The sequence below is a fragment of the Actinoplanes subtropicus genome, from assembly GCF_000721705.1.
Lineage (GTDB): Bacteria > Actinomycetota > Actinomycetes > Mycobacteriales > Micromonosporaceae > Actinoplanes > Actinoplanes subtropicus.
Window position 1 is genome coordinate 93,049 of sequence record NZ_JOJL01000004.1, and the last position, 22,041, is coordinate 115,089.

Genomic DNA, 22,041 nt, shown 5'->3' on the forward strand with positions numbered 1-22,041 from the left:
GAGTTGCTCACCCAGGCCGAAGGCGAGGGCCAGAAGGGCATGCCTAAGGAGGGCACAGCATGACCGCGGTGCAGGAACCGAAGTTCAGCGAGTTCCACGACAACGATCAGAAACCGGTCGGGTTCGGCCGGATGTTGCGCAAGGAGGACCCGCGCTTCATCCGGGGCCGTGGCCGCTACACCGACGACATCCAACTGCCCGGCATGCTGCATCTGGCCATCCTGCGATCGCCTTTCGCGCACGCCCGCATTCTGAGCGTCGACACCAGCGCGGCCGAGGCGTCGCCCGGGGTCAAGCTGGTCGTGACCGGGGCGATGCTGGCTGAGAAAGGCCTTGCCTGGATGCCGACGCTCTCCAACGACGTGCAGGCCGTGCTCGCCACCGACAAGGTGCGTTTCCAGGGCCAGGAGGTCGCCTTCGTGGTGGCCGACGACCGGTACCACGCCCGCGACGCGCTCGAACTGATCGATGTCGAGTACGAGGTGCTCGAACCGGTCATCGACGCCCGGCGTGCCCTCGAGCCGGACGCCCCGCTGATCCGGGACGACCTGCAGGACAAGCGGAACAACCACGTCTTCGACTGGGAGACCGGGGACGAGGCGGCCACCGAGGCCGTGTTCGCGTCGGCCGACGTCGTGGTGCGGGAGGACATCGTCTATCCGCGGGTGCATCCCGCGCCGATGGAGACCTGCGGGGCGGTCGCCGACTTCGACGCGGTCGAGGGCAAGCTGAAGCTCTGGTCGACCACCCAGGCGCCGCACGCGCACCGCACGCTCTATGCGATCGTCGCCGGCATCCCCGAGCACAAGATCCAGGTCATCTCGCCGGACATCGGTGGCGGCTTCGGCAACAAGGTGCCGATCTATCCCGGCTACGTGTGCGCGATCGTCGGATCGATCCTGACCGGCAAACCGGTCAAGTGGATGGAGGATCGATCGGAGAACCTCATCTCGACCGGATTCGCTCGCGACTACATCATGCGCGGCGAGATCGCGGCCACCCGGGACGGCAGGATCCTGGCGATCCGCACCAACGTGCTCGCCGACCACGGCGCGTTCAACGGCACCGCCGCGCCGGTGAAGTACCCGGCCGGCTTCTTCGGCGTGTTCACCGGCAGCTACGACCTGCAGGCCGCGTACTGCAAGATGACCGCGGTCTACACCAACAAGGCGCCGGGCGGCGTCGCCTACGCGTGCTCGTTCCGCATCACCGAGGCGGTCTACCTGGTCGAGCGCATCGTCGATTGCCTCGCCGACGAGCTGAACATGGACCCGGCCGCGCTCCGGATCAAAAACTTCATCCAACCCGACCAGTTTCCGTACGAGACGAAGACCGGCTGGGTGTACGACTCGGGCAACTACGAGCCCACCATGCGGCTGGCCATGGACATCGCCGGATACGCCGAGCTGCGCAAGGAGCAGGAGGAGAAGCGGGCCCGCGGCGAGCTGATGGGCATCGGCATCTCGTTCTTCACCGAGGCGGTCGGCGCCGGCCCGCGCAAGCACATGGACATCCTCGGCCTCGGCATGGCCGACGGCTGCGAGCTACGGGTGCACCCGACCGGCAAGGCCGTGGTGCGGTTGTCGGTGCAGACCCAGGGTCAGGGCCACGAGACGACGTTCGCGCAGATCGTCGCCGAGGAAATCGGTATCCCGCCGGCCGACATCGAGGTGGTGCACGGCGATACCGATCAGACGCCGTTCGGTCTCGGCACCTACGGCAGCCGATCGACTCCGGTCTCCGGGGCGGCGGCCGCGCTGGTCGCCCGGAAGGTGCGCGACAAGGCGCAACTGATCGCGTCGGGCATGCTCGAGGTGTCGGTGGCCGACCTGGAGTGGGTGAAGGGAGCGTTCCAGGTCAAGGGCGATCCCGGCAAGTCGGTGACCATCCAGGACATCGCTTTCCGGGCGCACGGGGCCGGCGATCTGCCCGAGGGCGTCGAGGGCGGGCTCGAGGCGCAGATCTGCTACAACCCGTCCAACCTCACGTACCCGCACGGGGCGTACATCTGCGTGGTGGACATCGATCCGGGCACCGCGCAGGTGAAGGTGCGTCGCTTCATCGCGGTCGACGACTGCGGCACCCGGATCAACCCGATGATCATCGAGGGTCAGGTGCACGGCGGCCTCACCGACGGCGTCGGCATGGCGCTGATGGAAATGATCGCGTTCGACGAGGACGGCAACTGCCTCGGCGCGTCGCTGATGGACTACCTGATCCCGACCTCGCTCGAGGTGCCCGACTGGGAGACCGGCTACACGGTCACGCCGTCGCCGCACCACCCGATCGGCGCCAAGGGCGTGGGGGAGTCGGCGACCGTCGGCTCGCCGCCGGCCATCGTGAACGCGGTGGTCGACGCGCTCAAGCCGTTCGGCATCCGGCACGCCGACATGCCGCTCACCCCGTCCCGGGTCTGGGACGCGATGCGCGGCCGGGCGACGCCGCCGATCTGATCCGGTCCTTTTCGCTCCGATCTGGGAGTTTGGCGATGAGCATTTCCGCACGCGTGCACGAACTGACCGGTCAGCGCCGGCCGTTCGTGCACGCGACCGTGGTGCGCGCGCAGGCGCCCACCTCCGCGGTGCCGGGCGACGACGCGGTGATCCTCGCCGACGGGTCCATCGAGGGCTTCGTCGGCGGGGTCTGCGCCGAGACGTCGGTGCGCGCGGCCGCCCTGGACACGCTGCGCGACGGCAACACGATGCTGCTGCGCGTCCTGCCGAGCGAATCCGAGCAGTTCCCGTCGGTTCCGGGCGCGCAGGTCGTGGTCAACCCGTGCCTCTCCGGCGGAGCGATCGAGATCTTCCTCCGCCCGGTGCTCCCGCGTCCGCTGATCGGGGTGGCGGGCGATGCGACGCCGATCGGCGCGGCGGTGGTTTCGCTCGCCGAATTCCTCGATTTCGAGGTCACCCCGCCCATGGCGTACGCCGGAGCGGGCGCCGTCGTGGTGGCCGGTCTGGGGCGCGACGACGAGGCGGCCATCCGCGCGGCACTGGACGCGGGGGTGCCCCTGATAGCGCTGATCGCCAGCCGGACGCGGGGGAAAGCGGTAGTCGATTCGCTCGGGCTGAGGCCGGACGAGCTCGCCCGGGTCCGCCCCCACGCCGGCATCGACATCGGGGCCCGCACCCACAAGGAGATAGCTCTCTCGGTGCTCGCCGAGATCGTTCGTGAGCTGCGGCGGCCGGGGCTCGAGGCGGTGGAACGCCGATCGCTTCCGCTGACCGACGTCTCCTCGCCGAAGACCGCGATCGATCCGGTGTGCGGGATGACCGTGGTGATCGGGGACGCGACGCCGCACGCGGTGGTCGATGGGGTGGAGCACTGGTTCTGCTGCGCCGGGTGCCGGGATCGGTTCGCGGCGGCGTGATGACGGTCTGTGGGCTGGTGCTCGCGGCCGGCGGGTCGCTGCGGCTCGGCGAGGCGAAGCAGCTGCTGCCGTTCCGCGGGCGTACCCTCCTCGAGGCTACGCTGGACATGGCCCGTGCCTGCGCGTTCGATCAGAACCTGGTCATGCTCGGCGGCTCGGCCGCCGAGGTCCGTTCGCGAGCGGATCTGACCGGCTTCACCGTCGTCGACAACCCGGATTTCTCCAGTGGCTGTGGCTCGTCCGTGCGGTCGGCGATCGCGCACGTCCGGGCCGACGCGCTGGTGCTGCTGCTCGGCGATCAGCCGGGGATCGACCCGGCCGACGTGCGCCGGCTGATCGACGCGCCGACTCCGATCGCGGTGTGCCGCTACGACGACGGGCTCGGGCATCCGTTCCTGTTCCGGCGTGAGTGTTTCGGATCGCTTTCCGGACTGCACGGCGACAAGGCGGTGTGGAAACTGCTGCACTCGGGTGCCTTCCCGGTGACCGAAGTTCCCACGGCCGGACCGGTCCCGATCGATGTCGACACCCGGGAGGACTACCGGCGGTTGCTGGCGGGGGAGGGCCGGTGAACGGGCCGGAGGAGGTGCGATCGCGACTGGACGCGGTCGACTACCTCGTCGACGACGGCCTGGCGATGGCGGTCTTTCTCGCACTGCGCCTGGGGAAGCCGCTGCTCCTCGAGGGCGAGCCCGGCGTCGGGAAGACCGCGGCGGCCAAGGCCCTCGCGCAAGCGCTCGACACCCCGCTCATCCGGCTGCAGTGCTACGAGGGGCTGACCGCCGGCGAGGCGCTCTACGAGTGGAACTACCAGCGGCAGCTGCTCGCGATCCGGCTCGCCGAGGCGCGCCATGAGCGGCTGGCCGACGACGACCTGTTCACGGCCGAATTTCTCCAGGAAAGGCCTATCCTGCGGGCCGTACGGCATCAAGGGCCGACGCCGCCCGTGCTGCTGATCGACGAGATCGACCGGGCCGACGACGAGTTCGAGGCGCTGCTGTTCGAGTTCCTCGGCGAGGCGTCGGTGACCGTGCCCGAACTCGGCACGTTCACCGCCGATCGGCCGCCGGTCGTGGTGCTCACCTCCAACCGCAGCCGCGAACTGCACGACGCGCTGCGCCGCCGGTGCCTCTACCACTGGATCGAGTTCCCGGCGCCGGCCCGGGCCGCGGAGATCGTGCGACGGGCGGTGCCGGGCGCGACGCACCCGCTGATCGCCGACGCGACCGAGTTCATCGGCCGGGTTCGCCGGTTGGAGCTGGACAAGGCGCCCGGCCTCGCCGAGACAATCGACTGGGTGTCCGCGCTGTCCGCGCTCGGCGCCACCGAACTCGCCCCCGACGACATGCTGGCCACCATCGGCACGATCGCCAAGACCCCCGACGACCGGCTCGTCGTCGCCGGTGCCGTCCACCAGGAGACGCCATGAAGATCACGAACGAGTTCACCGTACATACCCCGATCGAGCGCGCCTGGCAGGTGCTCACCGACCTCGAGGGCATCGCGCCGTGCATGCCGGGCGCCCAGCTCACCGGCGTGGAGGGGGACACGTACCAGGGCAAGGTCAAGGTCAAGGTGGGCCCGGTGATCTCCGAGTTCGCCGGGACGGCGCGCTTCACCGAGCGGGACGAGACCGGCCACCGCGCGGTGATCGACGCCAAGGGCCGGGACGCCCGGGCGGGCGGCAACGCGTCGGCCCTGGTGACCGCGGTGCTGACGCCGGCCGGGGAGAGCACCCAGGTGAGCGTCGACACCGACCTGAAGATCAGCGGGAGACTGGCCCAGTTCGGCAGCGGCATGATCAAGGAGGTGTCGGGCAAGCTGCTGGCCCAGTTCGTCAACAACCTGGAGGCCAAGCTCGCCGCCGACGAGACCGAGCCCGATCAAGCCGAACCGGATCAGGCCTCGCCGTCCGAGGCGGCCGCCGACCAGGCAGCGCGACCTGCGCCGGCCGCCGATCAGGGAGCACCACCTGCGCCGGCCACCGATCAGGCCGCGTTGTCTGCGCCGACGTCCGATCAGGCCGCGTCGTCTGCGCCGGCGACCGATCAGGCTGCGTCGTCTGCGCCGACGTCCGATCAGGTCGGGCCATCTGCGGCCACCACCGATCAGGTTGCGCCAACTTCGGACAGTTTCCGCCGATCCGCTCCCGACGGAGATGGCGCGGGAGAAGCCGTATCCGATCGGCCGGCGTCGGACCCGGTCGCATCCGATCAGAAGGCGCCCGAACCGGTCGCCCCGGTCAGCGAAGTGGCTCCGGCGGCGGCGAAGGTCACCAGGCCGGTCACGACCGAGGAACCCGAACCACTCGATCTGCTCAGCGTCGCCGGCAGCTCGATCTACAAGCGGGCCGTCCCGCTGGTGGTCGGCGTGATCGTGGTCGGCGCGGTCATCGCCTGGGCCGTTGCCCGGCGATGAACCGGCACCCGTGCTGTTGCGCGGGGCTGATCGGGCGGCGTTCGCGGTGGCCTTGGCCGGGCGGTTACGGACCGCCGGCGTGGGCGCGGGGCTGACCGAGGTCGACGACTTCGTGCGGGCGCTGCGGGTCAGCCCGCCGGCGTCGCGGACGGCGCTCTACTGGACGGCGCGGATCGCCCTGCTGCGGCGGCAGGAGGATCTGGCCGCGTTCGATCGCGTGTTCTCGGCCGTCTTCGATGACGCGCCACCGCTGCCGCTGACCCGGGCGGCCCAGCGGGAGGCGCGGCGTGACGAGGTGAATCTGCCGGTCCGGGGCGGGGGCGATCAATCGATCGGCGGCGGCGGGCTGCCCTGGGCCACGTTGCCGGCCGTCCTCTCGGTGGACGAAACCGAGGCCGAGGACGATCGGATCCGACTGCCCGAGCTGCGGCCCAGCGCGCTGGCCGCCCTGGCCGAGCGGCCGTTCGAGGAGCTCGACGCCGGGCAGACCGCGCTGCTCGGCGAGGCGTTGAGGGAAGCGCTTGCCCGGTGGCCCACCCGGCGGTCGCGGCGCCATGCGGCCGATCCGTCCGGGCGCCGGGTCGCGCTGCGGCCCACCATCGCCCGTGCGCGCCGGACCGGGTGGGAGGCGATGACCGTCGTGCGGGAGCGACCCGTTCGCCGGCCGCGGCGCGTGGTGATGCTCTGCGATGTGAGCGAGTCGATGCGGGCGCAGGCGGCGGCCTATCTGCATCTGATGCGAGCGTTCACGACCGTTTGTGAGGCGGAGGTGTTCGCCTTCGCCACCACGCTCACCCGGCTCACCCCGGCGCTCCGGCAGAGCTCGGCCCGCGCGGCGATCGAGCAGGCGACCGTGGCGGTCGGCGATCGGTTCGGCGGGACCCGGATCGCCTCGAACCTCACCGCCCTGCTCGATTCGCATCACGGGAACGCGCTGCGGGGAGCGATCGCGATCGTCGCCTCGGACGGATGGGACAGCGAGCCGCCGGAGAAGATGACGGCCGCGATGCGCCGGCTGCGCCGCCGGGCGTACACGATCCTGTGGTTGAATCCCCGCGCCGGCGCGCCCGGCTTCCGTCCCGACGTGTTGGCGATGGCCGCCGCCGCGCCGTTCTGCGACGCGCTGCTCCCGGCCGCGACTTTCGCCGACCTGACCGACGTGGTCCGCCGACTGACCGCCGTGTCCACCCGCTGACCATCCCCGCCGTAAACGGGCGGGTCCGCTCGAGCGTCCCGCTAGGGATGCATCGATGCGCCCTTGACGACCTTGTCGACGGCGTTGCGGGGCCCATAGACGGCCAGACCGACCAGGTCGAGACCGGCCGTCGTGACCGCCCGGACCGCTGCGCGGTTGTCGCCATCGTTCCCGGTCGCGAACAGATCGGAGGTGAAGACGGCCAGCGGAAGCGATCGGCCGACCGCCCGCTCGTGCGCGGCCCGCAGCAGCTCCTTGCCGGCCTCGAAAACGAGCACCGGCTGGCGGAACATCGGAAGGTACTGGACGTCGTCGGCGTCCCGGTACGGCTCGCCGACCACCTCCGGAACGGTGCTGCCGAGGCCGCTGACCAGAAAAGCGGTCACGTTCAGTCGCTGCCACGTGAGCAGGTCGTCCCGCAGCAGGACAGCGATCTTGGTGTCGAAGCGTTCCATGGACCGATCGTGCGCGGAGCGGACCCGATCGTTCTTGTACGATTTTGACGTGTCGGGTGCCCGGTTCGCAGCGTGGCGGCCACCCCTGGACGGCGTGGTCGAGGTGCTCAATGCCCACTTCACGGGCCACGCCTACCCGATGCACGCACACGACACGTGGACACTTCTGATCGTCGACTCCGGCGCTGTCCGCTACGACCTTGATCGGCACGAGCGTGGATCGTTCGGCGATGTCGTCACGCTGTTGCCGCCGCACGTCCCGCACAACGGCTCGTCGCCGCACCCGTTCCGCAAGCGGGTCCTCTACCTATCCCAAGCCCAGCTACCACCCCGACTTATCGGTGCATCGGTCGATAAATCCGACTTCCCGGATGCGGTACTCCAGCGGATGATCTCCCGCCTGCACGAGGTGATCGGGCAGCCGGGAGAGGAGTTGGCGGCCGAGAGCCACCTCGCCGAGATCACCGAGCGGCTCCGGGACCGCCTGGGACATCCCGAAATTACGGGGCGGATCGACCGTACGCCCGCAAGAAAGCTGCGCGATCTCCTCGAGCAACACGTCGTCCCGGGCATCTCGTTGCGGCAGGCCGCGGGTCTTCTGCATTTCAATCCGGCCTACCTGGTGCGATCGTTCCGGGCCGAGTTCGGCATGTCCCCGCACCAGTACCTGATCTCCCGCCGCGTCGACGTGGCCCGCCACCTGATCCTGGCCGGCCGCCCGCTCGCCGCGGTCGCCACCGAGAGCGGCTTCTACGACCAGCCGCACCTGATCCGCCACTTCCGCCGCATCCTCGGCGTGAGCCCGACGGGCTTCAGCTCGCGAGAGCGCGTCAGCCCGACGGGCGTCAGCTCGCGAGAGCGCGTCAGCCCGACCGGCGTCAGCTCGCGAGAGCGCGTCAGCCCGACCGGCGTCAGCTCGCGAGAGCGCGTGAGCCCGACCGGCGTCAGCTCGCGAGAGCGCGTCAGCCCGACCGGCGTCAGCTCCCGAGAGCGCGTGAGCCCGACGGGCTTCAGCTCCAGAGAGTGACGTGCACCGATGGCCGGAAATGACCGACGTTGACTCCGGCGCCGCGCATCATCGCCTGAATCGCTCTCGGCGTCGCCGCGAACCGCGCCAACTCGGCCGCGGCGGTCGGCGGATCGGACAGCGTCATCGAGTGCCACATCGTCTCGAGGCTCGCGTACGGCCCCGGCAATTGCACCAAGTGACCACTTCTGACCTCCGGCGCCACCGTGAACGACAGCGCCGGCGCCACGCCCTTGCCCCGTTTCGCCTCCTCGAGCGCCGCCGCGTGACTCTGGAAGATCTGCTGGTTCCCCTCGGGGACGGCCAGGCGCCGCAGCATCGCCGGGATCGAGCCCAGATCGGCCGCCGCCGACGGCCCGAGCAACCAGGTCTGATCGCGCAACTGGGCGGCCGACGCGCGTACGCCCGCCAGCGTATGTTCCGGACCGGCCACCACGACCACCCGATAGTTCATCACCGGACGGCACACCAGGCTCGAATCGGCGGCCGGTCGCGGACCGATCGCGATGTCCACACTTCTGGTCATCAGCAGCGACTCGAACGCCGACGGGCTGCGCACGCTCAACTCCACGTCGAGGTCGTCGGCGCGCCCCGCGAACAACTCGATCAGACCCGGCGCCGCATGCTCGGCGAAGAGCGCGGACGCGCCCACCCGCAACAGCCGGCGACCCTTGCCGGCCGAGCTGACCTCCAGAACCGTGATGTCCTGCAGGCCGAGCATCTCGGCAGCCCGGCTGGCCAGCCGCAGGCCGCCCGGGGTGAAGGCGAGCCCGACCGCGGCCCGGGTGAACAGCTGGTCGCCGAGCTCCTTGCGCAGCTGTCCGATGTGCAGGGAGATGGCCGACTCGGAGACGCCCAGCTCGGCCGCGGCGAGCTTCACCGACCCCAGCCGGACGACGGCTGAGTACGCGCGGAGCTGCGTGGGGGTCATGTGTCGAGTCTGCCGCGTGGACCTATGGTTTGCGGCCGACCGCGGCGAGCATGCTGATCCGGCTCGCGTCGACGCCGTCGGTGCTCGCCGGGCCGGCCGGTCGCCACTCGGTGGCAAGCGCTATCCCGGGCGGCACCAGCTCCAGGCTCTCGAACAGCGCCTCGAACTCCGCCCGCTCCCGTGGCCAGATGTCGCTGCGCCCGGCCGCGAGCAGGCCGGCGTACCGTTCGCGCTCCTCGGGCGGCAGGTAGTCCGTGGTGAAATGTGTCGCGGCGAGGTAACTGCCGGAAGGAAGGGCAGCAAGCAATTCCCGTACGAGCGGAAGCGCGGCGCCCGCACCCGGCACGAAGTGCAGGATCGCCACCAGCATCAGCGCGATCGGCCGGCCGGGGTCGAGCGTCTCGCGCAGCCCGGCGGCGGCCAGGATCGCGGCCGGCTCGCGCAGGTCGGCCTCGAGGTAGGTGGTGCGGCCCTCGGGCGCTCTGGTCAGCGGCGCCTCGGCGTGCGAGTTGTCCGTGCCGCCCAGCCAGTAGTTGAAGCGGCGCGCGGGATGCGCCACCGACGTGGCGATCCCGGACGCCCCGACGGTCATGATCGAGATTCTATTGTGGATCCCCTTCCGATGGGCGCCCGTCCTTGACGCAACCGTCCGGTTGCTATAACTTGAGTAGCAACCAAGTGGTTGCGACTCAAGGAGACACGTCATGGCATTCCCCGACCGGATCGAGCGCACGATGGAGCTGTCCCACTCGCCCGAGCGCGTGTGGCAAGCGCTTACCACTGCCGAGGGCCTCGGGTCCTGGTTCGGCAACGACGCGACGATCGACCTGCGCGTCGGCGGCCAGGCCACGATGACCTGGACCAGTGGCGACAAGGCCACCTTCACGGTCGAGCGGCTCGAGCCGCCACACGTGTTCGGCTACACCTGGAACATCAACGGCCTGCCGGCCGAGGACCCGCGCCGGACGTACGTGGAGTTCACGCTCGAGCCGGCCGGCGCGGGCACTACGCTCACCGTCGTGGAGAGCGGATTCGCCCAACTGCCCGACGACGCGCACGTCAAGGCGTTCGGCGGCAACAGCGACGGCTGGAAGCACGAGCTGGGCGAGCTGGCCGCGTACCTCGATGGCCTTTCCTGACCTCGAGGCGACGGCCCAGGAGGTCTTCGCCGCCCTGGCCGACCCGACCCGCCGGCAGATCCTGGCCGCGCTCGCGTCGGGCGGCCCGGCGACCGCGACCGACCTGGCCGCCCGCCTGCCGATCACCCGGCAGGCCATCGCCAAGCACCTCGGCCTGCTGGCCGACGCGGGCCTGGTGGTGGCCGAGCCGGGGGAGCGGCGGCGGGTGCGTTACCGGCTCGACTCCGGCCCGATGAAGGTCGCCCAGCAGTTCCTGGCCGCCCTGGCCCGGGACTGGGACGGGCCGCTCGCCGCGCTCCGCGACCACCTCGGCACACATTGATAACTCTCAATTAGATCAACCACAGCATATTCATAGACTTCAATGTTCTCCTGCCTTCTTCCCACCGACGGCAGGAGAGGAAGATCATGAACACCGAGGACTACGTACGCGAGGTGCACGACAAGGGATTCCTGTTCGACCGGCGTCGTCTGCTCGGGATGCTCGGCGGCGCGGGCGCCCTGGCGGTGGCCGGCGGCGGACTGCTCGGCGGTGGGGCCGCGGCCGCGGCCGCCGCGTGCGCCACCGAGGTCGAGTCGGAGACCGCGGGTCCGTTCCCGGCCGACGGCTCCAACGGTCCGGACGTGCGGGTGCTCAGCGGCATCGTGCGCAGCGACATCCGCTCGTCCTTCGGCACCTCGACCACCGTCGCCGCCGGCGTTCCGCTGCAGTTCAAGCTGATCGTCTCGAACCTGAGCTGCGCGCCGTTGGCCGGCGCCGCCGTCTACGCCTGGCACTGCGACCGGGCCGGCCGGTACTCGCTCTACTCGTCCGGCGTGACCAACGAGAACTACCTGCGCGGCATCCAGGTCACCGACTCCACCGGCACGGTGACGTTCACCAGCATCTATCCGGCCTGCTACTCCGGCCGGTGGCCGCACATCCACTTCGAGGTGTACTCGTCCCAGGCCAACGCCACCAGCGGGGCCGGGCCGATCCGCAAGACCTCGCAGATCGCGTTGCCCGAAACCATTTCCAAGACGGTGTACGCGTCGGCCACCGGCTACTCGCAGAGCGTGACCAACATGAGCCGGATAACGCTTTCCTCGGACATGGTGTTCGGCGACGACCTGGCCGCCCGCGAGATGGCCACGGTCACCGGCAGCGTCTCGGCGGGGTACGTCGCGACGCTCGCGATCACCGTCGACCCGACGAAGACCGAGTCCGGCGGGCGCCTGTCCGCGTGATCCGTCCGCGCCTCTGGCCGTCCCGCCCGGATCACCCGTCCCCGTCCGGGCGGGACACCGCGGTCATCATCCGATCGAGTCTGATCAGCGGATCGTCGGTCATCCCGCGCAGGTAGTCGTCGTGCCAGATCCGGAAGGCGGCCACCGCGCAGGCCACCAGGAGGCGCAATCGCCAGTCCGCCTCGGCGTCGCCGCGGCGCGCCGCCAGCAGGCGGGTCAGCTCGCGCTCGCGCTCGGGCGGCACCCCCTGATGGGTGGCGCTCAGGTGCGGCGACCGCTGGATGACCGTACGCAGGGCGCCGAGCCATTCCCGGTGCTCGATGACGAAGACGCCGAGCTCGTGGAACGCGGTCCGCAGCACTGCCGAGTGGGACATCTCGGCCGGGGCGGCGGCGATCTGCTCGGCGACCAGGCTGGTCATGTACCGCACCGGCTCGGCGACCACGTCGTCCTTGCCGGTGAAGTAGCGGTGGAAGGTCCGCGGCGCGATCTCGGCGGCCGCGCAGATGTCGGCGACGGTCACGTTGTCGTACCCCCGCTCGATGAACAACCGCCACGCGGTCTCCGCGGTCAGCACGCGACTGCGCTCCCGCTTGCGGTCCCTCAGCGTCGCCTGTGACCCCGGTCTCAAGGTCCCCTCCGATTCCCAATGCGCAACTTTTTCGTGGCACTCTCTGCCTCGTGGCACATTCTGCCACTAACGAGAGGGAGCCCGATGTCGCAAGCCGTTGATCTGGCCGAGCCCGCCGAGGGCGCGGTGGCGGAGAAGAAAACCTGGACCGGCCGCCAGATCGTGATCCTGCTGGTCATCGGCGTCGGCGCGCTGATGGTCTCGCTGACCCAGTCGCTGCTGGTCCCCGTGCTCGGCGAGCTCGCCGTCGACCTGCACACCGGCAGCGACGGCGTCGCCTGGCTGCTCACCTCGACCCTGCTGGTCGGCGCGGTCGCGGTCCCCGCCTTCGGCCGGCTCGGCGACCTCTACGGCACCCGCAAGATGGTGCTGGTCGCGCTGGCGGCACTGGTCGTCGGCTCGCTGATCTGTGCCCTCTCCGACGACCTCACCTGGATGATCGTGGGCCGCGCCGTGGTCGGCCTCTCGGTCGCCACCGTCCCGCTGAGCATCAGCCTGGTCGGCGTCACCCTCCCCAAGGAGCACGCCGGCGCCGGCATCGCCCTGATCAGCGCCATGCTCGGCGTCGGCGGCGCGCTCGGCCTGCCGCTGGCCGGCGTGATCGCCCAGTACGCCGACTACCACACGCTGTTCTGGGTGTGCGTGGCCGGCGGCGTGCTCGCCATCCCCGGCATCGTGCTTCTCGTGCCCGAACCGATCCGTACCGCGAAAGGCCGGATGGACCTGATCGGTACCGCCCTGCTCGGCGGCGCCATGCTGTCGCTGCTGCTTCCGCTGGCCCAGGGCGAGTCGTGGGGCTGGACCGACCCGAAAACGCTCGGCCTGCTCGCTCTCGCGGTCGTTCTGCTGGTCGTTTTCGTCCTGGTCGAGCTGCGCATCAAGTCGCCGCTGGTCGACGTGCGCACCACCGCCCGCCCGTCGTTGCTGCTCACCAACCTGGCGTCGCTGTGCGTCGGCTTTGCCCTGTTCGCGACGCTGATCGGCACGGCCAGCTACGTGCAGGCCCCGGCGGTGACCGGTTACGGCTTCGGCAAGTCCATCCTGGTCGGCGGCCTGTGCATGCTGCCCGGCGGCATCGCGATGCTGCTGCTGAGCCCGCTGTCGGCCAAGCTCAAGCCGCGCACCGCGCTGATCGTCGGCTCGCTCGTCATCGCGGCCGGCTTCGCCAGCCGCATCTGGCTCACCGGCAGTCTCTTCGAGGTCATTCTGGGCGCGACGATCGCGGGAGCGGGAACGGGCATTGCGTACGCGGCAATGCCCGGTCTGATCATCCACGCCGCGCCGCGCTCCGAGCTGGCCGCGGCGAACGGCCTGAACGCCCTGTTCCGCAGCGTCGGCAGCAGCCTGGCCAGCGCGATCGGCGGGGCGATCCTGGCCGCCAAGACGATCGACCTGGCCGGGCACGCGTTGCCGTCGCTCGGCGCGTACCAGCTGCTGTTCGTGATCTGCGCGGGCTCGGCGGTGCTGGCGGCCCTGCTCGCGACGGTCATTCCGACCCACGTGCGTGAGGCCGACGCCGCGATGCCGGAGGACTGACCCGCTCCGTACCCCGGAAAGGGTTTTCCTCGTCGGTGACGCTACCGCGTCGGGTAAACGGCATTCCGCCTTTGTCTGGTTGTCGCGCTCGGGCCAGGTGACGGGCACAGCGTCGGGAGGCATCGTTCCGCCTTCCCGGGGGTGAAGAGTCAGGTCCGAGCTTTCCCGTAGAGAGTTTCTCGGCACGGCTGCCGCCGCGGCCGTCACCGCGTCGCTGTCCGGAGCCGTCGCCGGTCCCGGCGCCGCGGAGGCCGCGGCGCGCAAGCCCGAGTGTCACGGCGACCTGCGCGTCGAGCACGTCGTGGTCGGCCGCAGGCCCTGCGAGTCCCGCCGCGCAGCGTCCGCACCTGGAGCGCCGACCCGGTCAAGCAGAGCCACGGCTGGTACGACGTGACCGTCACCGCCGATCGCGATCCGAAGTGGTCGCAACGGCTCGTCGGTCACCTGGAGACCGGAAAACCCAGCATCTCCGGCTGACCCGGTCGCGCGCGGGCCGAATGGCGTGTCCGTCACAGCCTGGGCGTGAGCCCTGCCCGGTGCGCGATGATGACCAGCTGAACCCGATCGCGGGCGCTCAGCTTGTACAGCAGGCGGGCGACGTGCACCTTGGCCGTGCCCGGCGCGATGAACAGGCGCTCGCCGATCTCGGCGTTGGTGAGCCCCTCGGCGACCAGCCCCAGCACCTGCCGTTCCCGGTCGGTGAGCACGTCCAGTTCCGGGGCGGGCGCAGCGGTGGTGTCGCCGCTGAACGAGGCGATGAGCCGGCGGGTGACTTTCGGCGCGAGCAGGGCGTCACCCGCCGCGACCACCCGGATGGCGGCATGCAGGTCGGCCGGTGGCGTGTCCTTGAACAGGAATCCGCTTGCCCCGGCCCGCAGTGCCCCGAAGACGTACTCGTCGAGATCGAAGGTCGTGAGCACCAGCACCCTGGTCGCGGATCCGGCCGCCGTGAGTCGTTGGGTTGCGGCGATGCCGTCGAGCTCCGGCATTCGGATGTCCATCAGCGCGACGTCGGGCGTAAGGCGGAGGACCTCGTCGACCGCCCGCAGGCCGGTCGCTGCCTCCCCGACGACGGTGAGGTCGCCGGCGGTCTCCACGATGCCGCGCAGGCCGGTGCGGATGAGCACCTGATCGTCGGCGATCAGGACCCGGATCGTCACGGCGTCGTGTCCGCGGGGCGGCCCAGCGTGGCGCTGACCTTGAATCCGCCCTCGGGCAGGGGTCCGGCCAGCAGGGTTCCGCCGTAGAGCGCGGCCCGCTCCCGCATTCCGGTGAGCCCGTGCCCCTCGGCACGGATCTCGCCACCCCGTCCACGGTCGACGATCTCCAGGACGAGGGCGCCGGGCCGGTGCTCGACCGTCACCCGGGCGGCGTCGGTGCCGGCGTGCTTGACGACGTTGGTAAGCGCTTCCTGCACTATCCGGTACGCCGACAGCTCCAGCCCCGGCCCGAGCGTTCCGGCCTCGCCGCTGATCGACACGTCGACCAGGACCCCGGCGCGTGCCGTGTGCTCGGCCAGCCGCGCGAGGTCGGCCAGGCCCGGCGCCGGCTCCTCCCGGGCGGGACCGGGCTCGCCGGTGCGCAGCACGCCCAGCAGCCGGCGCAACTCGGCGAGCGACTGGCGGCCGGTCGTCTCGATCGCATCGAGGGCGCCGGCCGCCTCGGCCGGCTCGCTCCGTACGACCAGCCGTCCGTACGCGGCCTGCACGGTGATGACGCTCATCCCGTGCGCCACGACGTCGTGCAACTCGCGCGCGATGCGGGCCCGCTCCCGCGCGGTCCGCTCCTCGGCCCGTTGCGCCTCATGCCGCACCTGCGCCTCACCGTGGAGCCGGTGCTGGCGCACGGCGACCCCGACGGTCCAGGCGACGGCCAGCATGAGCCCGAACGGCAGCACGCCGAACGAATGCCGGAACGACGGCAGCGCGCTCGCCACCGGCCCGGTGAGGCCCCCGGCGAGCGCGGCGCCGGCGACCGCGGGCCGGTGCCGCTCCGCCGCGCGGTAGAGCGCGTAGGCCAGCGGCAGCAGCGCGATCCAAGCGTACCGGGGCGAGATCGGCGCCAGCCAGAAGACCGCGAGCGCCCCGGCGGTCGCGGCCAACGGCCGGCGCCGCGCGACCGGCACCGTCGCGGTGGCGAGCGCGGTCGCCGCGACGGCGAGTGTCCGATTGCCTTCCCGGGCGCCGAGGATGCCGTACGCGAGGAGGCCGAACGCCGCGGCGGCGAGCCCGTCCACCAGGAGCCAGGCCGCCGGGGACAGCCGATGCCACAGCAGGGTCGGCGATTCGGGTCGCATGCCGGGAGCCTACGGCGGCCGCGGCGGCGCGTCGTCTGCCTGCGGGCATATGCCGCCGGCCGGACGACTGATGCGCCCCGGCGGCCGCACAGTCGGGGACATGATCGAAGTACAGCAGCTCACCAAACGGTACGGCCCGCGCACGGCGGTCGAGGACCTGACCTTCTCGGTACGCCCGGGCAGCGTCACCGGCTTCCTCGGCCCGAACGGCGCCGGCAAGTCCACCACCATCCGCATGTTGCTCGCCCTGACCACGCCGACGTCGGGGCGGGCACTGGTCAACGGCCGGCCGTACCAGAACCTGCGGCAGCCGCTGCGCGAGGTGGGCGCGCTCGTCGACACGGCCGGCCCGCACGGCGGCCGCACCGCGTACCGCCACCTGCACTGGCTCGCCGCCAGCAACGGCCTGGACCGTCGCCGCGTCGACGAAGCCCTCGACCGGACCGGGCTGACCGGCGTCGCGGGCCGGCGGGTCCGCGGCTTCTCCCTCGGCATGCGCCAGCGGCTCGGCATCGCCGCCGCGCTGCTCGGTGACCCGCCGACGCTGGTGCTCGACGAGCCGGTCAACGGCCTCGACCCGGAGGGCGTGCACTGGATCCGCGCGCTGATGCGGGGCCTGGCCGGGGAGGGACGCACGATCCTGGTCTCCAGCCACCTGATCAGCGAGCTGGCGCTGGCCGCCGACCGGCTGCTGGTCATCGGCGGCGGACGGCTGCTCGCCGACGACACGGTGGAGGCGTTCAGCCGTGGCCACGCCACCCTCGAGGACGCCTATTTCGCCTGTACGGCCGGCGCGGTCGCCTACCGCAGCGGCGGTGTGCGATGACCGCCCTGCGCGCCGAATGGATCAAATTGTGGTCGGTCCGCTCGACCCGGCTCGCGCTCGGCGCCGCGGTCGCGTTCGCCGTCGGGCTGGGCGTGGCCGACACGGTCGCCGCCGTGCGCGGCTGGGACACGATGCCGGCCGCCGACCGGGCCGCCTTCGACCCGCTCGCCAGCGCGTTCGCCGGACTGACCTTCGCACAGCTGGCGCTCGGCGTCCTGGGCGTGCTCGCCGTGACGTCGGAGTACAGCTCCGGCACGATCATCGCGACCCTGATCGCACAGCCTCGCCGGAGCGTGGCGTTCGCGGCGAAGGCGGGCACTCTCCTCGGCGTGGCGCTGGTCGCCGGAGAGACGCTGGCGTTCGGCAGCTATCTGCTCGGCCAGGCGATACTGCACGGCAAGCACCTCGACATCGGGCTCGGCGCGCCCGGCGTGCTGCGCTCGGTGGTCAGCGCCGGGCTGTACCTGTGCGTCGTCACGATGGTCGGCTTCGGGCTGGGCGCGCTGCTGCGGCACCCGGCCGGCGCCACCGCGGCGCTGATCGCGGTGGTGTTCCTCGCGTACGGCGCGGCCAAAGCCCTGGAGGTCTGGTCCTATCTGCCGTCGCGCCTGCTGCTGTCCAACGCCGGCGACGTGGTGGCGCAGGTCCACGCGGTGGCCGCGAAGCCGCGGCTCCCGTCGCTGGGGCTGGCATACCTGGACCTCGCGCTGTACCTCCTGGCGGCGCTCGGGCTGGGCGCCTGGCGCTCGGCCAGGGACGCGTGACAGTCCACAGTGCCGTCAGCGCCGTCAGGGCGTTTTCGGCGCTCGTCGCTCATGGGTTCGCACCGTGTCGAGCAACTTGGTGAGCGCCGGCATCGCAGCCTCGAGGTAAGCGATTTCCTCGGCGGAGAGCGTGGCCAGCGCGCCCGCCATCACCTCCGAGCGGCCCCGCCGGAACGCCCTGAGCTGCGCCTCCGCCCGCGCGGTCGGCACGAGCACCACCGAACGGCCGTCGGCGGGGGCCGGGCGGCGCTCGACCAGCCCGTCGGCGGTCAGGTCGCGTACGACATTGGAGATGGTCGGACGTGCCAGATGGAGGTCGTCGGCGAGCTGGGCGGGCGTGCGCCCGCCCGTGTGGGAGAGCCGCCGCAGCACCGCGATCTGCGACTCGGGCAGGGCGGGCAGGGCCACGGCCGCGCGGGTGGCCTGCACCAGGGCCCGGCCGAGCCCCTGCACGAGGCCGACGAGCTGGTCACCGAGCTCCATCTGGGTCTCCTTGCGGTCGTCTGCTCGTACATGACAACATAGTTTTGTGACAAAACTACCTGACGGATCTTCCACCGGCGGGGAACCTCTCGTCCGCCGGGAGCGCCGCACCCCGCGCCGGCGCATCCTGCGGGTGACCCGGGTCGAGGAGCTGAGCCCGACGATGCGGCGCATCTGGCTGGGCGGCGACGACCTGGAACCCGACTTCCCGCTCGGCGAGCTCGGCGCGAGCGACCACGTCAAGCTGGTGCCGCCCGATCCCGGAACCGGCCGGGTCGAGCTGCCGCCGCCGGACGGGCCGCGCCCGGCGATGCGCGACTACACGATCCGGCGCTTCGACCCGGTGGCCAAGGAGCTCGCGCTCGACTTCGTGCTGCACTCGCACGGGCCGGCCGGCCGCTGGGCGCTCGGCGCGGTGCCCGGCGCCGAGGTCGGCGTGCTCGGCCCGCGCGGCAGCCAGATCTTCCCCGGTTCCGTGTCCGACTACCTGATCGTGGTGGACGAGACCGGGCTGCCGGCCGCCGAGCGCTTCCTCGAGGAGTTGCCGGCGTCGGTGGCCGTCCGCGTCCTCGTCATCGGCGGCTCGCCGCGGCCGCTGGGTGACGAACGTCCCGTGAAGGTCACCTGGCTGCCCTCCGCGGAGGGATTGCTGGATACGGTGGGGGACGTGCCGAGCGATGTCTTCGTCTGGGCCGCCGGCGAGGCGGATGTCATGCGTGAGGTGCGCGCTTACCTGCGCGACGACCAGCGGGTCGACCGCGAGCGCCTCTCGATCCACGGCTATTGGCGGGTCGGGGTGGCCGGCGCGCTGCCCCGCGAGGAGGAGGCCTGACCGGCGCCGGGGCGCCCGCCGCGCCCCGGCGGTTCGCCGCCCTGCGCAATCGGGATTCCCGCCCGTATCTGTTCGGCGCGGCGCTGGCGATGATGGCCGACAACATCGAGCACGTCATCACCTATTGGCAGCTGTGGCAGAAGTTCCATTCGCCGGCCCTCGCGGGCTTCGAGGTGATCAGCCATTGGGTGCCGTTCCTGCTGTTCTCGGTGTATTTCGGCGGGCTGGCCGACCGGTTCGACTGCCGGCGGGTCATCCAGGCGGCGCAGGCGCTTTTCATGCTCGTCTCGGTGCTGTGGGGCGTGCTGTTCCTGACCGGCGCGCTGCGGATGTGGGAGGCGTGCGTCCTGCTCGTTCTGCATGGCCTCGCGGGGTCGTTGTGGGGGCCGGGCGAGCAGCTGATGCTGCACGACTTCGTGGGCGATGAAGAGCTTCCGAGCGCCGTACGCCTGAATGCCACGTTCCGCAGCCTCGGCGTGCTGTTCGGGCCGGTCGTCGGGTCGGCGCTGCTGCTCGGGCTGGGGCCGACCGCCGGCATCTTCACGAACGTGCTGTTCTACCTGCCGCTGACGCTGTTCCTTTTCCGCACCCGGTTCACCGGCCACACCCGGGACGGCGGCATCGTGCGGCACGAACGGGTCGGCGTGCTCGACTCGCTGCGCGTGCTGCGTGCGGTGCGCACCAATCGCACGCTGGTCAGCATGATCGTGCTCGGCGGCCTCGGATCGTTCTTCGTGGGCACGTCGATCCAGGCATCGATGCCCATTTTCGCGCAGGACCTGGGCACGGGCGGCGCCGGAACGGCGTACGGAATCCTGCTTTTCGCCAATGGCGCCGGGGGAGTGCTCGGCGGCCTCGTGCTGGAGGCCACCGGATGGATTCCGGCCACCGTCGGGGCGGCGGTCCTGAGCACCTTGGCATACGGGGTGTGCACCCTTCTGTTCGCGATGGCGGGCTCCTATCCGGCGGCCGTGGTCCTGCTGGTGATCGGCGGTGTGGCCAACCTGGCGTCGATGTCGGTCGGTCAGACCGTCGTGCAACTGCTGGCGCCGCCGGGGGACCGGGGCAAGGTGATCGGCGTGTACGGGGTGTCGGCCAACGGTCTGCGCTTCGGCAGCGGCGTGACGGTCGGCCTGTTCGGCGCGCTCGTCGGCGTGCACTGGTCACTGGCGATCAGCGCGGCGGCATTGTGCGTCGGCACGCTGATCGCCGCGGTTCCCGCGCTGCGCCCGCGCGCGGTCCGGTGAGCGGTTGCGATCGGTTTGACGCGAGTGTCTCGCGCGGCCCGCTGAGCGAATGCGATCGGTTTGGGCGCAACGGCCGCTGAGCGGTCGCGATCGGTTATGGGCGCAACGGCCGCTGAGCGGTCGCGATCGGTTTGGCGCGCGTGTTCGGGCGGCGCCGGCCGGTGATCAGTCGCGGTCGCGGCTCGCGTCGGTCACCGCGTTCGTCAGGCGACGGACGATCTCGGCGGTGCGGGCCACTTCCTCGTCGCCGACGTCCGCCGCCGCCTCGTGCCTCCGGCGGCCCAGCGGCACGAAGAACGCCGACGCCACCGTCATCGCCGTCTCGCTCGTCCGCACCGTCACCCGGCGGCGGTCCTGCGGATCCCGCGTGCGCCGCACGTGCCCCACCGCCGGGAGCCGATCGACCAGCGCCGTCGCGGCCGCCCGACGCGCCGCCGTCCGCCCGTGCCGCGGGCCGGCCCGGAGGTGCTTCGGAGGTTGGTACCGCGGCGACGCGATGAGGACCAAGCTGACCAGCAGCGCGACGCCGCCGATCGCCGGCGCCCAGTCCTTCGTCTGCCACCAGTGGAGAGGCAGGCCGACCATCGGCAGACGCAGGCGGACCAGCCCGCGTACGGTGTCCGGCCGCACCGGCGTCGAATCGGCGGCGGCATTGGCGTCGCCCTTGGTCAGCACGCGCCCGTCCGGCTGGAGGCCCTGGATGCGGTGCACGAGGAGCCGCCCGGGCTGCCCCGGCGCCTGGAACACCACGATCCGCCCGGGTGCGATGTCACCGGGACGAACCGGCGCCGCGATCGCCACGTCGCCGACCGCGAGGCTCGGGACCATCGATCCCGAGCACACCACGTACGAGTGCCAGCCGAACAGCGCCGGAACCACCCCGGCCACGGTCATGCAGGCGACGATCGCCAGCACCAACTGGGCGAGAAACCGGACCGTGTCCGCGGCGTACCGGGACGGCGGTGCCGCCGGCCGGTACCGTCCCGCCGAGGTCGGCGGGACGGCCCGGGTCAGCTGTGGACTTCCCATGTGAAGCCGGTCGTCGCGGTCATCGACATGAGATCGGTGTCGATCGAGTTGCTCCCGCCGCCGGGGAACGTGGCGCTCCCCGGAAAGCTCACCACGAACTGGTAACTCTTCGAGGTGCTGCCGGTGGACGGCGTCCACCCGGTGACCACGCCACTCGTGTAGTCGACCTTGTTGGTCGTGAAGTCCATCAGCGAGCCGGCTATGACCGTGGCGCTGGTGACCGGGCCGGACTGGGTGCTGGAGTCGAAGAGCGTGCTGCCCGGCACGAAGTTGGTGCAGTTGGTGTCGGTGGACCCGGTGCCCTCCTTGATGACGAGCTTCAGATAGCTGCTCAAGGAGTGGCCGTTGTACGCCGCGGTGTTGGTGACGGCGGTCGCGTAGAGGCGGACCGCCGTGCCCGCGGTGATGGTGCCGCCGTAGGTCACGGTGACGCATTTGGTGAGCGTGTCGGTCGGCCGCCACCCGGTGGCGCCGAAGACGGCGGTGCCGGTGATGTTCGTGTTGTTGCCGTCGGTGGCGGTCAGCGCGAGGGCGCCCGAGGACCACGAGTTCGACGGGTTCACCGTCGTCACCGAGAATGCGGCGTACGACGCTCGCCAGATCGCGCCGGCGGTCACGATGAGAGCGATCGCGAG

At 71.2% G+C, this 22,041-nt stretch carries 23 protein-coding genes and 3 pseudogenes; 17 read left to right on the plus strand and 9 right to left on the minus strand.

Going from position 1 to position 22,041, the window contains the following annotated elements; all coding sequences use genetic code 11:
- The first annotated feature begins 59 nt into the window (after positions 1-59).
- From IH26_RS0106200 to IH26_RS0106225, 6 genes are read left to right on the plus strand one after another with little or no spacing between them, the layout of a single operon-like run.
- The gene (locus IH26_RS0106200; protein WP_030435133.1) at positions 60-2,453 is read left to right on the plus strand and encodes an aerobic carbon-monoxide dehydrogenase large subunit; all 2,394 of its coding nucleotides are present in this window, start codon (positions 60-62) and stop codon (positions 2,451-2,453) included.
- Positions 2,454-2,488: 35 nt separating this feature from the next.
- Positions 2,489-3,370, plus strand: coding sequence for an XdhC family protein (locus IH26_RS0106205; RefSeq protein ID WP_030435134.1), 882 nt, complete (start codon positions 2,489-2,491; stop codon positions 3,368-3,370).
- Positions 3,343-3,942: a nucleotidyltransferase family protein gene (locus tag IH26_RS0106210; protein ID WP_245664952.1), complete on the plus strand. Its 600-nt coding sequence runs from the start codon at positions 3,343-3,345 to the stop codon at positions 3,940-3,942. Before IH26_RS0106205 ends, IH26_RS0106210 begins: the two co-directional genes overlap by 28 nt.
- Positions 3,939-4,799 (plus strand): AAA family ATPase, encoded by an 861-nt coding sequence (locus IH26_RS0106215; RefSeq protein ID WP_030435136.1) that lies wholly within the window; start codon positions 3,939-3,941, stop codon positions 4,797-4,799. Before IH26_RS0106210 ends, IH26_RS0106215 begins: the two co-directional genes overlap by 4 nt.
- Positions 4,796-5,788: an SRPBCC family protein gene (locus IH26_RS0106220; RefSeq protein ID WP_030435137.1), complete on the plus strand. Its 993-nt coding sequence runs from the start codon at positions 4,796-4,798 to the stop codon at positions 5,786-5,788. The genes IH26_RS0106215 and IH26_RS0106220 overlap by 4 nt, the downstream gene beginning before the upstream one ends.
- On the plus strand, positions 5,775-6,983 hold the full coding sequence (locus tag IH26_RS0106225; protein ID WP_030435138.1) for a vWA domain-containing protein: 1,209 nt from the start codon (positions 5,775-5,777) through the stop codon (positions 6,981-6,983). Before IH26_RS0106220 ends, IH26_RS0106225 begins: the two co-directional genes overlap by 14 nt.
- 41 nt (positions 6,984-7,024) lie before the next feature.
- Here IH26_RS0106225 and IH26_RS0106230 read toward each other — a convergent pair whose 3' ends face one another.
- Positions 7,025-7,438, minus strand: a complete 414-nt coding sequence (locus IH26_RS0106230) for a DUF2000 domain-containing protein (protein ID WP_030435139.1) — start codon at positions 7,436-7,438, stop codon at positions 7,025-7,027.
- Here IH26_RS0106230 and IH26_RS0106235 point away from each other — a divergent pair.
- Positions 7,437-8,255: pseudogene (locus IH26_RS0106235) on the plus strand (helix-turn-helix transcriptional regulator); the annotation flags it as partial. The gene IH26_RS0106230 and the pseudogene IH26_RS0106235 sit on opposite strands and share 2 nt — an antisense overlap.
- Before the next feature lie 193 nt (positions 8,256-8,448).
- On the opposite strand, the gene IH26_RS0106240 reads toward IH26_RS0106235, so the two are convergent.
- Both IH26_RS0106240 and IH26_RS0106245 read right to left on the minus strand, forming a co-directional pair.
- Entirely contained in the window at positions 8,449-9,396 is a 948-nt protein-coding gene (locus IH26_RS0106240) for a LysR family transcriptional regulator (protein WP_030435141.1), read from the minus strand.
- A 22-nt stretch (positions 9,397-9,418) separates the two neighbouring features.
- A complete protein-coding gene (locus IH26_RS0106245) occupies positions 9,419-9,988 on the minus strand; it encodes an SAM-dependent methyltransferase (protein ID WP_030435142.1) in 570 nt (189 codons plus the stop codon).
- A gap of 112 nt (positions 9,989-10,100) precedes the next feature.
- Here IH26_RS0106245 and IH26_RS0106250 point away from each other — a divergent pair, with 112 nt between their 5' ends.
- From IH26_RS0106250 to IH26_RS0106260, 3 genes are all read left to right on the plus strand, one after another.
- Entirely contained in the window at positions 10,101-10,535 is a 435-nt protein-coding gene (locus IH26_RS0106250; protein ID WP_030435143.1) for an SRPBCC domain-containing protein, read from the plus strand.
- Positions 10,522-10,857, plus strand: a complete 336-nt coding sequence (locus tag IH26_RS0106255; protein WP_030435144.1) for an ArsR/SmtB family transcription factor — start codon at positions 10,522-10,524, stop codon at positions 10,855-10,857. Before IH26_RS0106250 ends, IH26_RS0106255 begins: the two co-directional genes overlap by 14 nt.
- 86 nt (positions 10,858-10,943) lie before the next feature.
- Entirely contained in the window at positions 10,944-11,762 is an 819-nt protein-coding gene (locus IH26_RS0106260; RefSeq protein WP_034213921.1) for an intradiol ring-cleavage dioxygenase, read from the plus strand.
- 31 nt (positions 11,763-11,793) lie between these two features.
- On the opposite strand, the gene IH26_RS0106265 is transcribed toward IH26_RS0106260, so the two are convergent.
- Positions 11,794-12,339, minus strand: coding sequence for a TetR/AcrR family transcriptional regulator (locus IH26_RS0106265; protein WP_245664956.1), 546 nt, complete (start codon positions 12,337-12,339; stop codon positions 11,794-11,796).
- A gap of 138 nt (positions 12,340-12,477) precedes the next feature.
- On the opposite strand from IH26_RS0106265, the gene IH26_RS0106270 reads away from it, so the two are divergent.
- The 3 genes and pseudogenes from IH26_RS0106270 to IH26_RS59555 form a co-directional block, all read left to right on the plus strand.
- A complete protein-coding gene (locus IH26_RS0106270; protein ID WP_030435147.1) occupies positions 12,478-13,929 on the plus strand; it encodes an MFS transporter in 1,452 nt (483 codons plus the stop codon).
- A gap of 172 nt (positions 13,930-14,101) precedes the next feature.
- A pseudogene (locus tag IH26_RS64435) lies at positions 14,102-14,170 on the plus strand (hypothetical protein); the annotation flags it as partial.
- Between the two features lie 14 nt (positions 14,171-14,184).
- Positions 14,185-14,406, plus strand: a pseudogene (locus IH26_RS59555) (hypothetical protein); the annotation flags it as partial.
- Positions 14,407-14,438: 32 nt separating this feature from the next.
- On the opposite strand, the gene IH26_RS0106280 reads toward IH26_RS59555, so the two are convergent.
- Positions 14,439-15,089 (minus strand): response regulator, encoded by a 651-nt coding sequence (locus IH26_RS0106280; protein ID WP_030435148.1) that lies wholly within the window; start codon positions 15,087-15,089, stop codon positions 14,439-14,441.
- The gene (locus IH26_RS0106285; protein WP_030435149.1) at positions 15,086-16,225 is read right to left on the minus strand and encodes a sensor histidine kinase; all 1,140 of its coding nucleotides are present in this window, start codon (positions 16,223-16,225) and stop codon (positions 15,086-15,088) included. Before IH26_RS0106285 ends, IH26_RS0106280 begins: the two co-directional genes overlap by 4 nt.
- Before the next feature lie 100 nt (positions 16,226-16,325).
- Here IH26_RS0106285 and IH26_RS0106290 point away from each other — a divergent pair, with 100 nt between their 5' ends.
- On the plus strand, positions 16,326-17,051 hold the full coding sequence (locus IH26_RS0106290) for an ABC transporter ATP-binding protein (protein WP_030435150.1): 726 nt from the start codon (positions 16,326-16,328) through the stop codon (positions 17,049-17,051).
- On the plus strand, positions 17,048-17,815 hold the full coding sequence (locus IH26_RS53200; RefSeq protein WP_051807615.1) for an ABC transporter permease: 768 nt from the start codon (positions 17,048-17,050) through the stop codon (positions 17,813-17,815). The genes IH26_RS0106290 and IH26_RS53200 overlap by 4 nt, the downstream gene beginning before the upstream one ends.
- 24 nt (positions 17,816-17,839) lie before the next feature.
- On the opposite strand, the gene IH26_RS0106300 is transcribed toward IH26_RS53200, so the two are convergent.
- Positions 17,840-18,298 (minus strand): MarR family winged helix-turn-helix transcriptional regulator, encoded by a 459-nt coding sequence (locus tag IH26_RS0106300; protein WP_030435152.1) that lies wholly within the window; start codon positions 18,296-18,298, stop codon positions 17,840-17,842.
- A 46-nt stretch (positions 18,299-18,344) separates the two neighbouring features.
- Between IH26_RS0106300 and IH26_RS0106305 the strand changes: the two genes are divergently transcribed.
- Together IH26_RS0106305 and IH26_RS0106310 are read left to right on the plus strand one after the other, a co-directional pair.
- Positions 18,345-19,130 carry a siderophore-interacting protein gene (locus IH26_RS0106305; protein WP_063763656.1) on the plus strand — a complete coding sequence of 262 codons (786 nt, stop codon included), beginning with the start codon at positions 18,345-18,347 and terminating at the stop codon, positions 19,128-19,130.
- Entirely contained in the window at positions 19,082-20,377 is a 1,296-nt protein-coding gene (locus tag IH26_RS0106310; RefSeq protein ID WP_245664958.1) for an MFS transporter, read from the plus strand. Before IH26_RS0106305 ends, IH26_RS0106310 begins: the two co-directional genes overlap by 49 nt.
- A 165-nt stretch (positions 20,378-20,542) precedes the next feature.
- Here IH26_RS0106310 and IH26_RS57660 read toward each other — a convergent pair whose 3' ends face one another.
- A complete protein-coding gene (locus IH26_RS57660) occupies positions 20,543-21,406 on the minus strand; it encodes a signal peptidase I (protein WP_169789724.1) in 864 nt (287 codons plus the stop codon).
- Positions 21,388-22,023, minus strand: a complete 636-nt coding sequence (locus IH26_RS61190) for a hypothetical protein (protein ID WP_030435156.1) — start codon at positions 22,021-22,023, stop codon at positions 21,388-21,390. Before IH26_RS61190 ends, IH26_RS57660 begins: the two co-directional genes overlap by 19 nt.
- Positions 22,024-22,041 lie beyond the last annotated feature (18 nt).

Coding starts and splice junctions, on each gene's coding strand:
- IH26_RS0106200 (WP_030435133.1), top strand. CDS start 60: ATGACCGCGGTGCAGGAACCGAAGTTCAGCGAGTTCCACGACAACGAT.
- IH26_RS0106205 (WP_030435134.1), top strand. CDS start 2,489: ATGAGCATTTCCGCACGCGTGCACGAACTGACCGGTCAGCGCCGGCCG.
- IH26_RS0106220 (WP_030435137.1), top strand. CDS start 4,796: ATGAAGATCACGAACGAGTTCACCGTACATACCCCGATCGAGCGCGCC.
- IH26_RS0106230 (WP_030435139.1), bottom strand. CDS start 7,438: ATGGAACGCTTCGACACCAAGATCGCTGTCCTGCTGCGGGACGACCTG.
- IH26_RS0106240 (WP_030435141.1), bottom strand. CDS start 9,396: ATGACCCCCACGCAGCTCCGCGCGTACTCAGCCGTCGTCCGGCTGGGG.
- IH26_RS0106245 (WP_030435142.1), bottom strand. CDS start 9,988: ATGACCGTCGGGGCGTCCGGGATCGCCACGTCGGTGGCGCATCCCGCG.
- IH26_RS0106250 (WP_030435143.1), top strand. CDS start 10,101: ATGGCATTCCCCGACCGGATCGAGCGCACGATGGAGCTGTCCCACTCG.
- IH26_RS0106255 (WP_030435144.1), top strand. CDS start 10,522: ATGGCCTTTCCTGACCTCGAGGCGACGGCCCAGGAGGTCTTCGCCGCC.
- IH26_RS0106260 (WP_034213921.1), top strand. CDS start 10,944: ATGAACACCGAGGACTACGTACGCGAGGTGCACGACAAGGGATTCCTG.
- IH26_RS0106270 (WP_030435147.1), top strand. CDS start 12,478: ATGTCGCAAGCCGTTGATCTGGCCGAGCCCGCCGAGGGCGCGGTGGCG.
- IH26_RS0106285 (WP_030435149.1), bottom strand. CDS start 16,225: ATGCGACCCGAATCGCCGACCCTGCTGTGGCATCGGCTGTCCCCGGCG.
- IH26_RS0106290 (WP_030435150.1), top strand. CDS start 16,326: ATGATCGAAGTACAGCAGCTCACCAAACGGTACGGCCCGCGCACGGCG.
- IH26_RS53200 (WP_051807615.1), top strand. CDS start 17,048: ATGACCGCCCTGCGCGCCGAATGGATCAAATTGTGGTCGGTCCGCTCG.
- IH26_RS0106300 (WP_030435152.1), bottom strand. CDS start 18,298: ATGGAGCTCGGTGACCAGCTCGTCGGCCTCGTGCAGGGGCTCGGCCGG.
- IH26_RS57660 (WP_169789724.1), bottom strand. CDS start 21,406: ATGGGAAGTCCACAGCTGACCCGGGCCGTCCCGCCGACCTCGGCGGGA.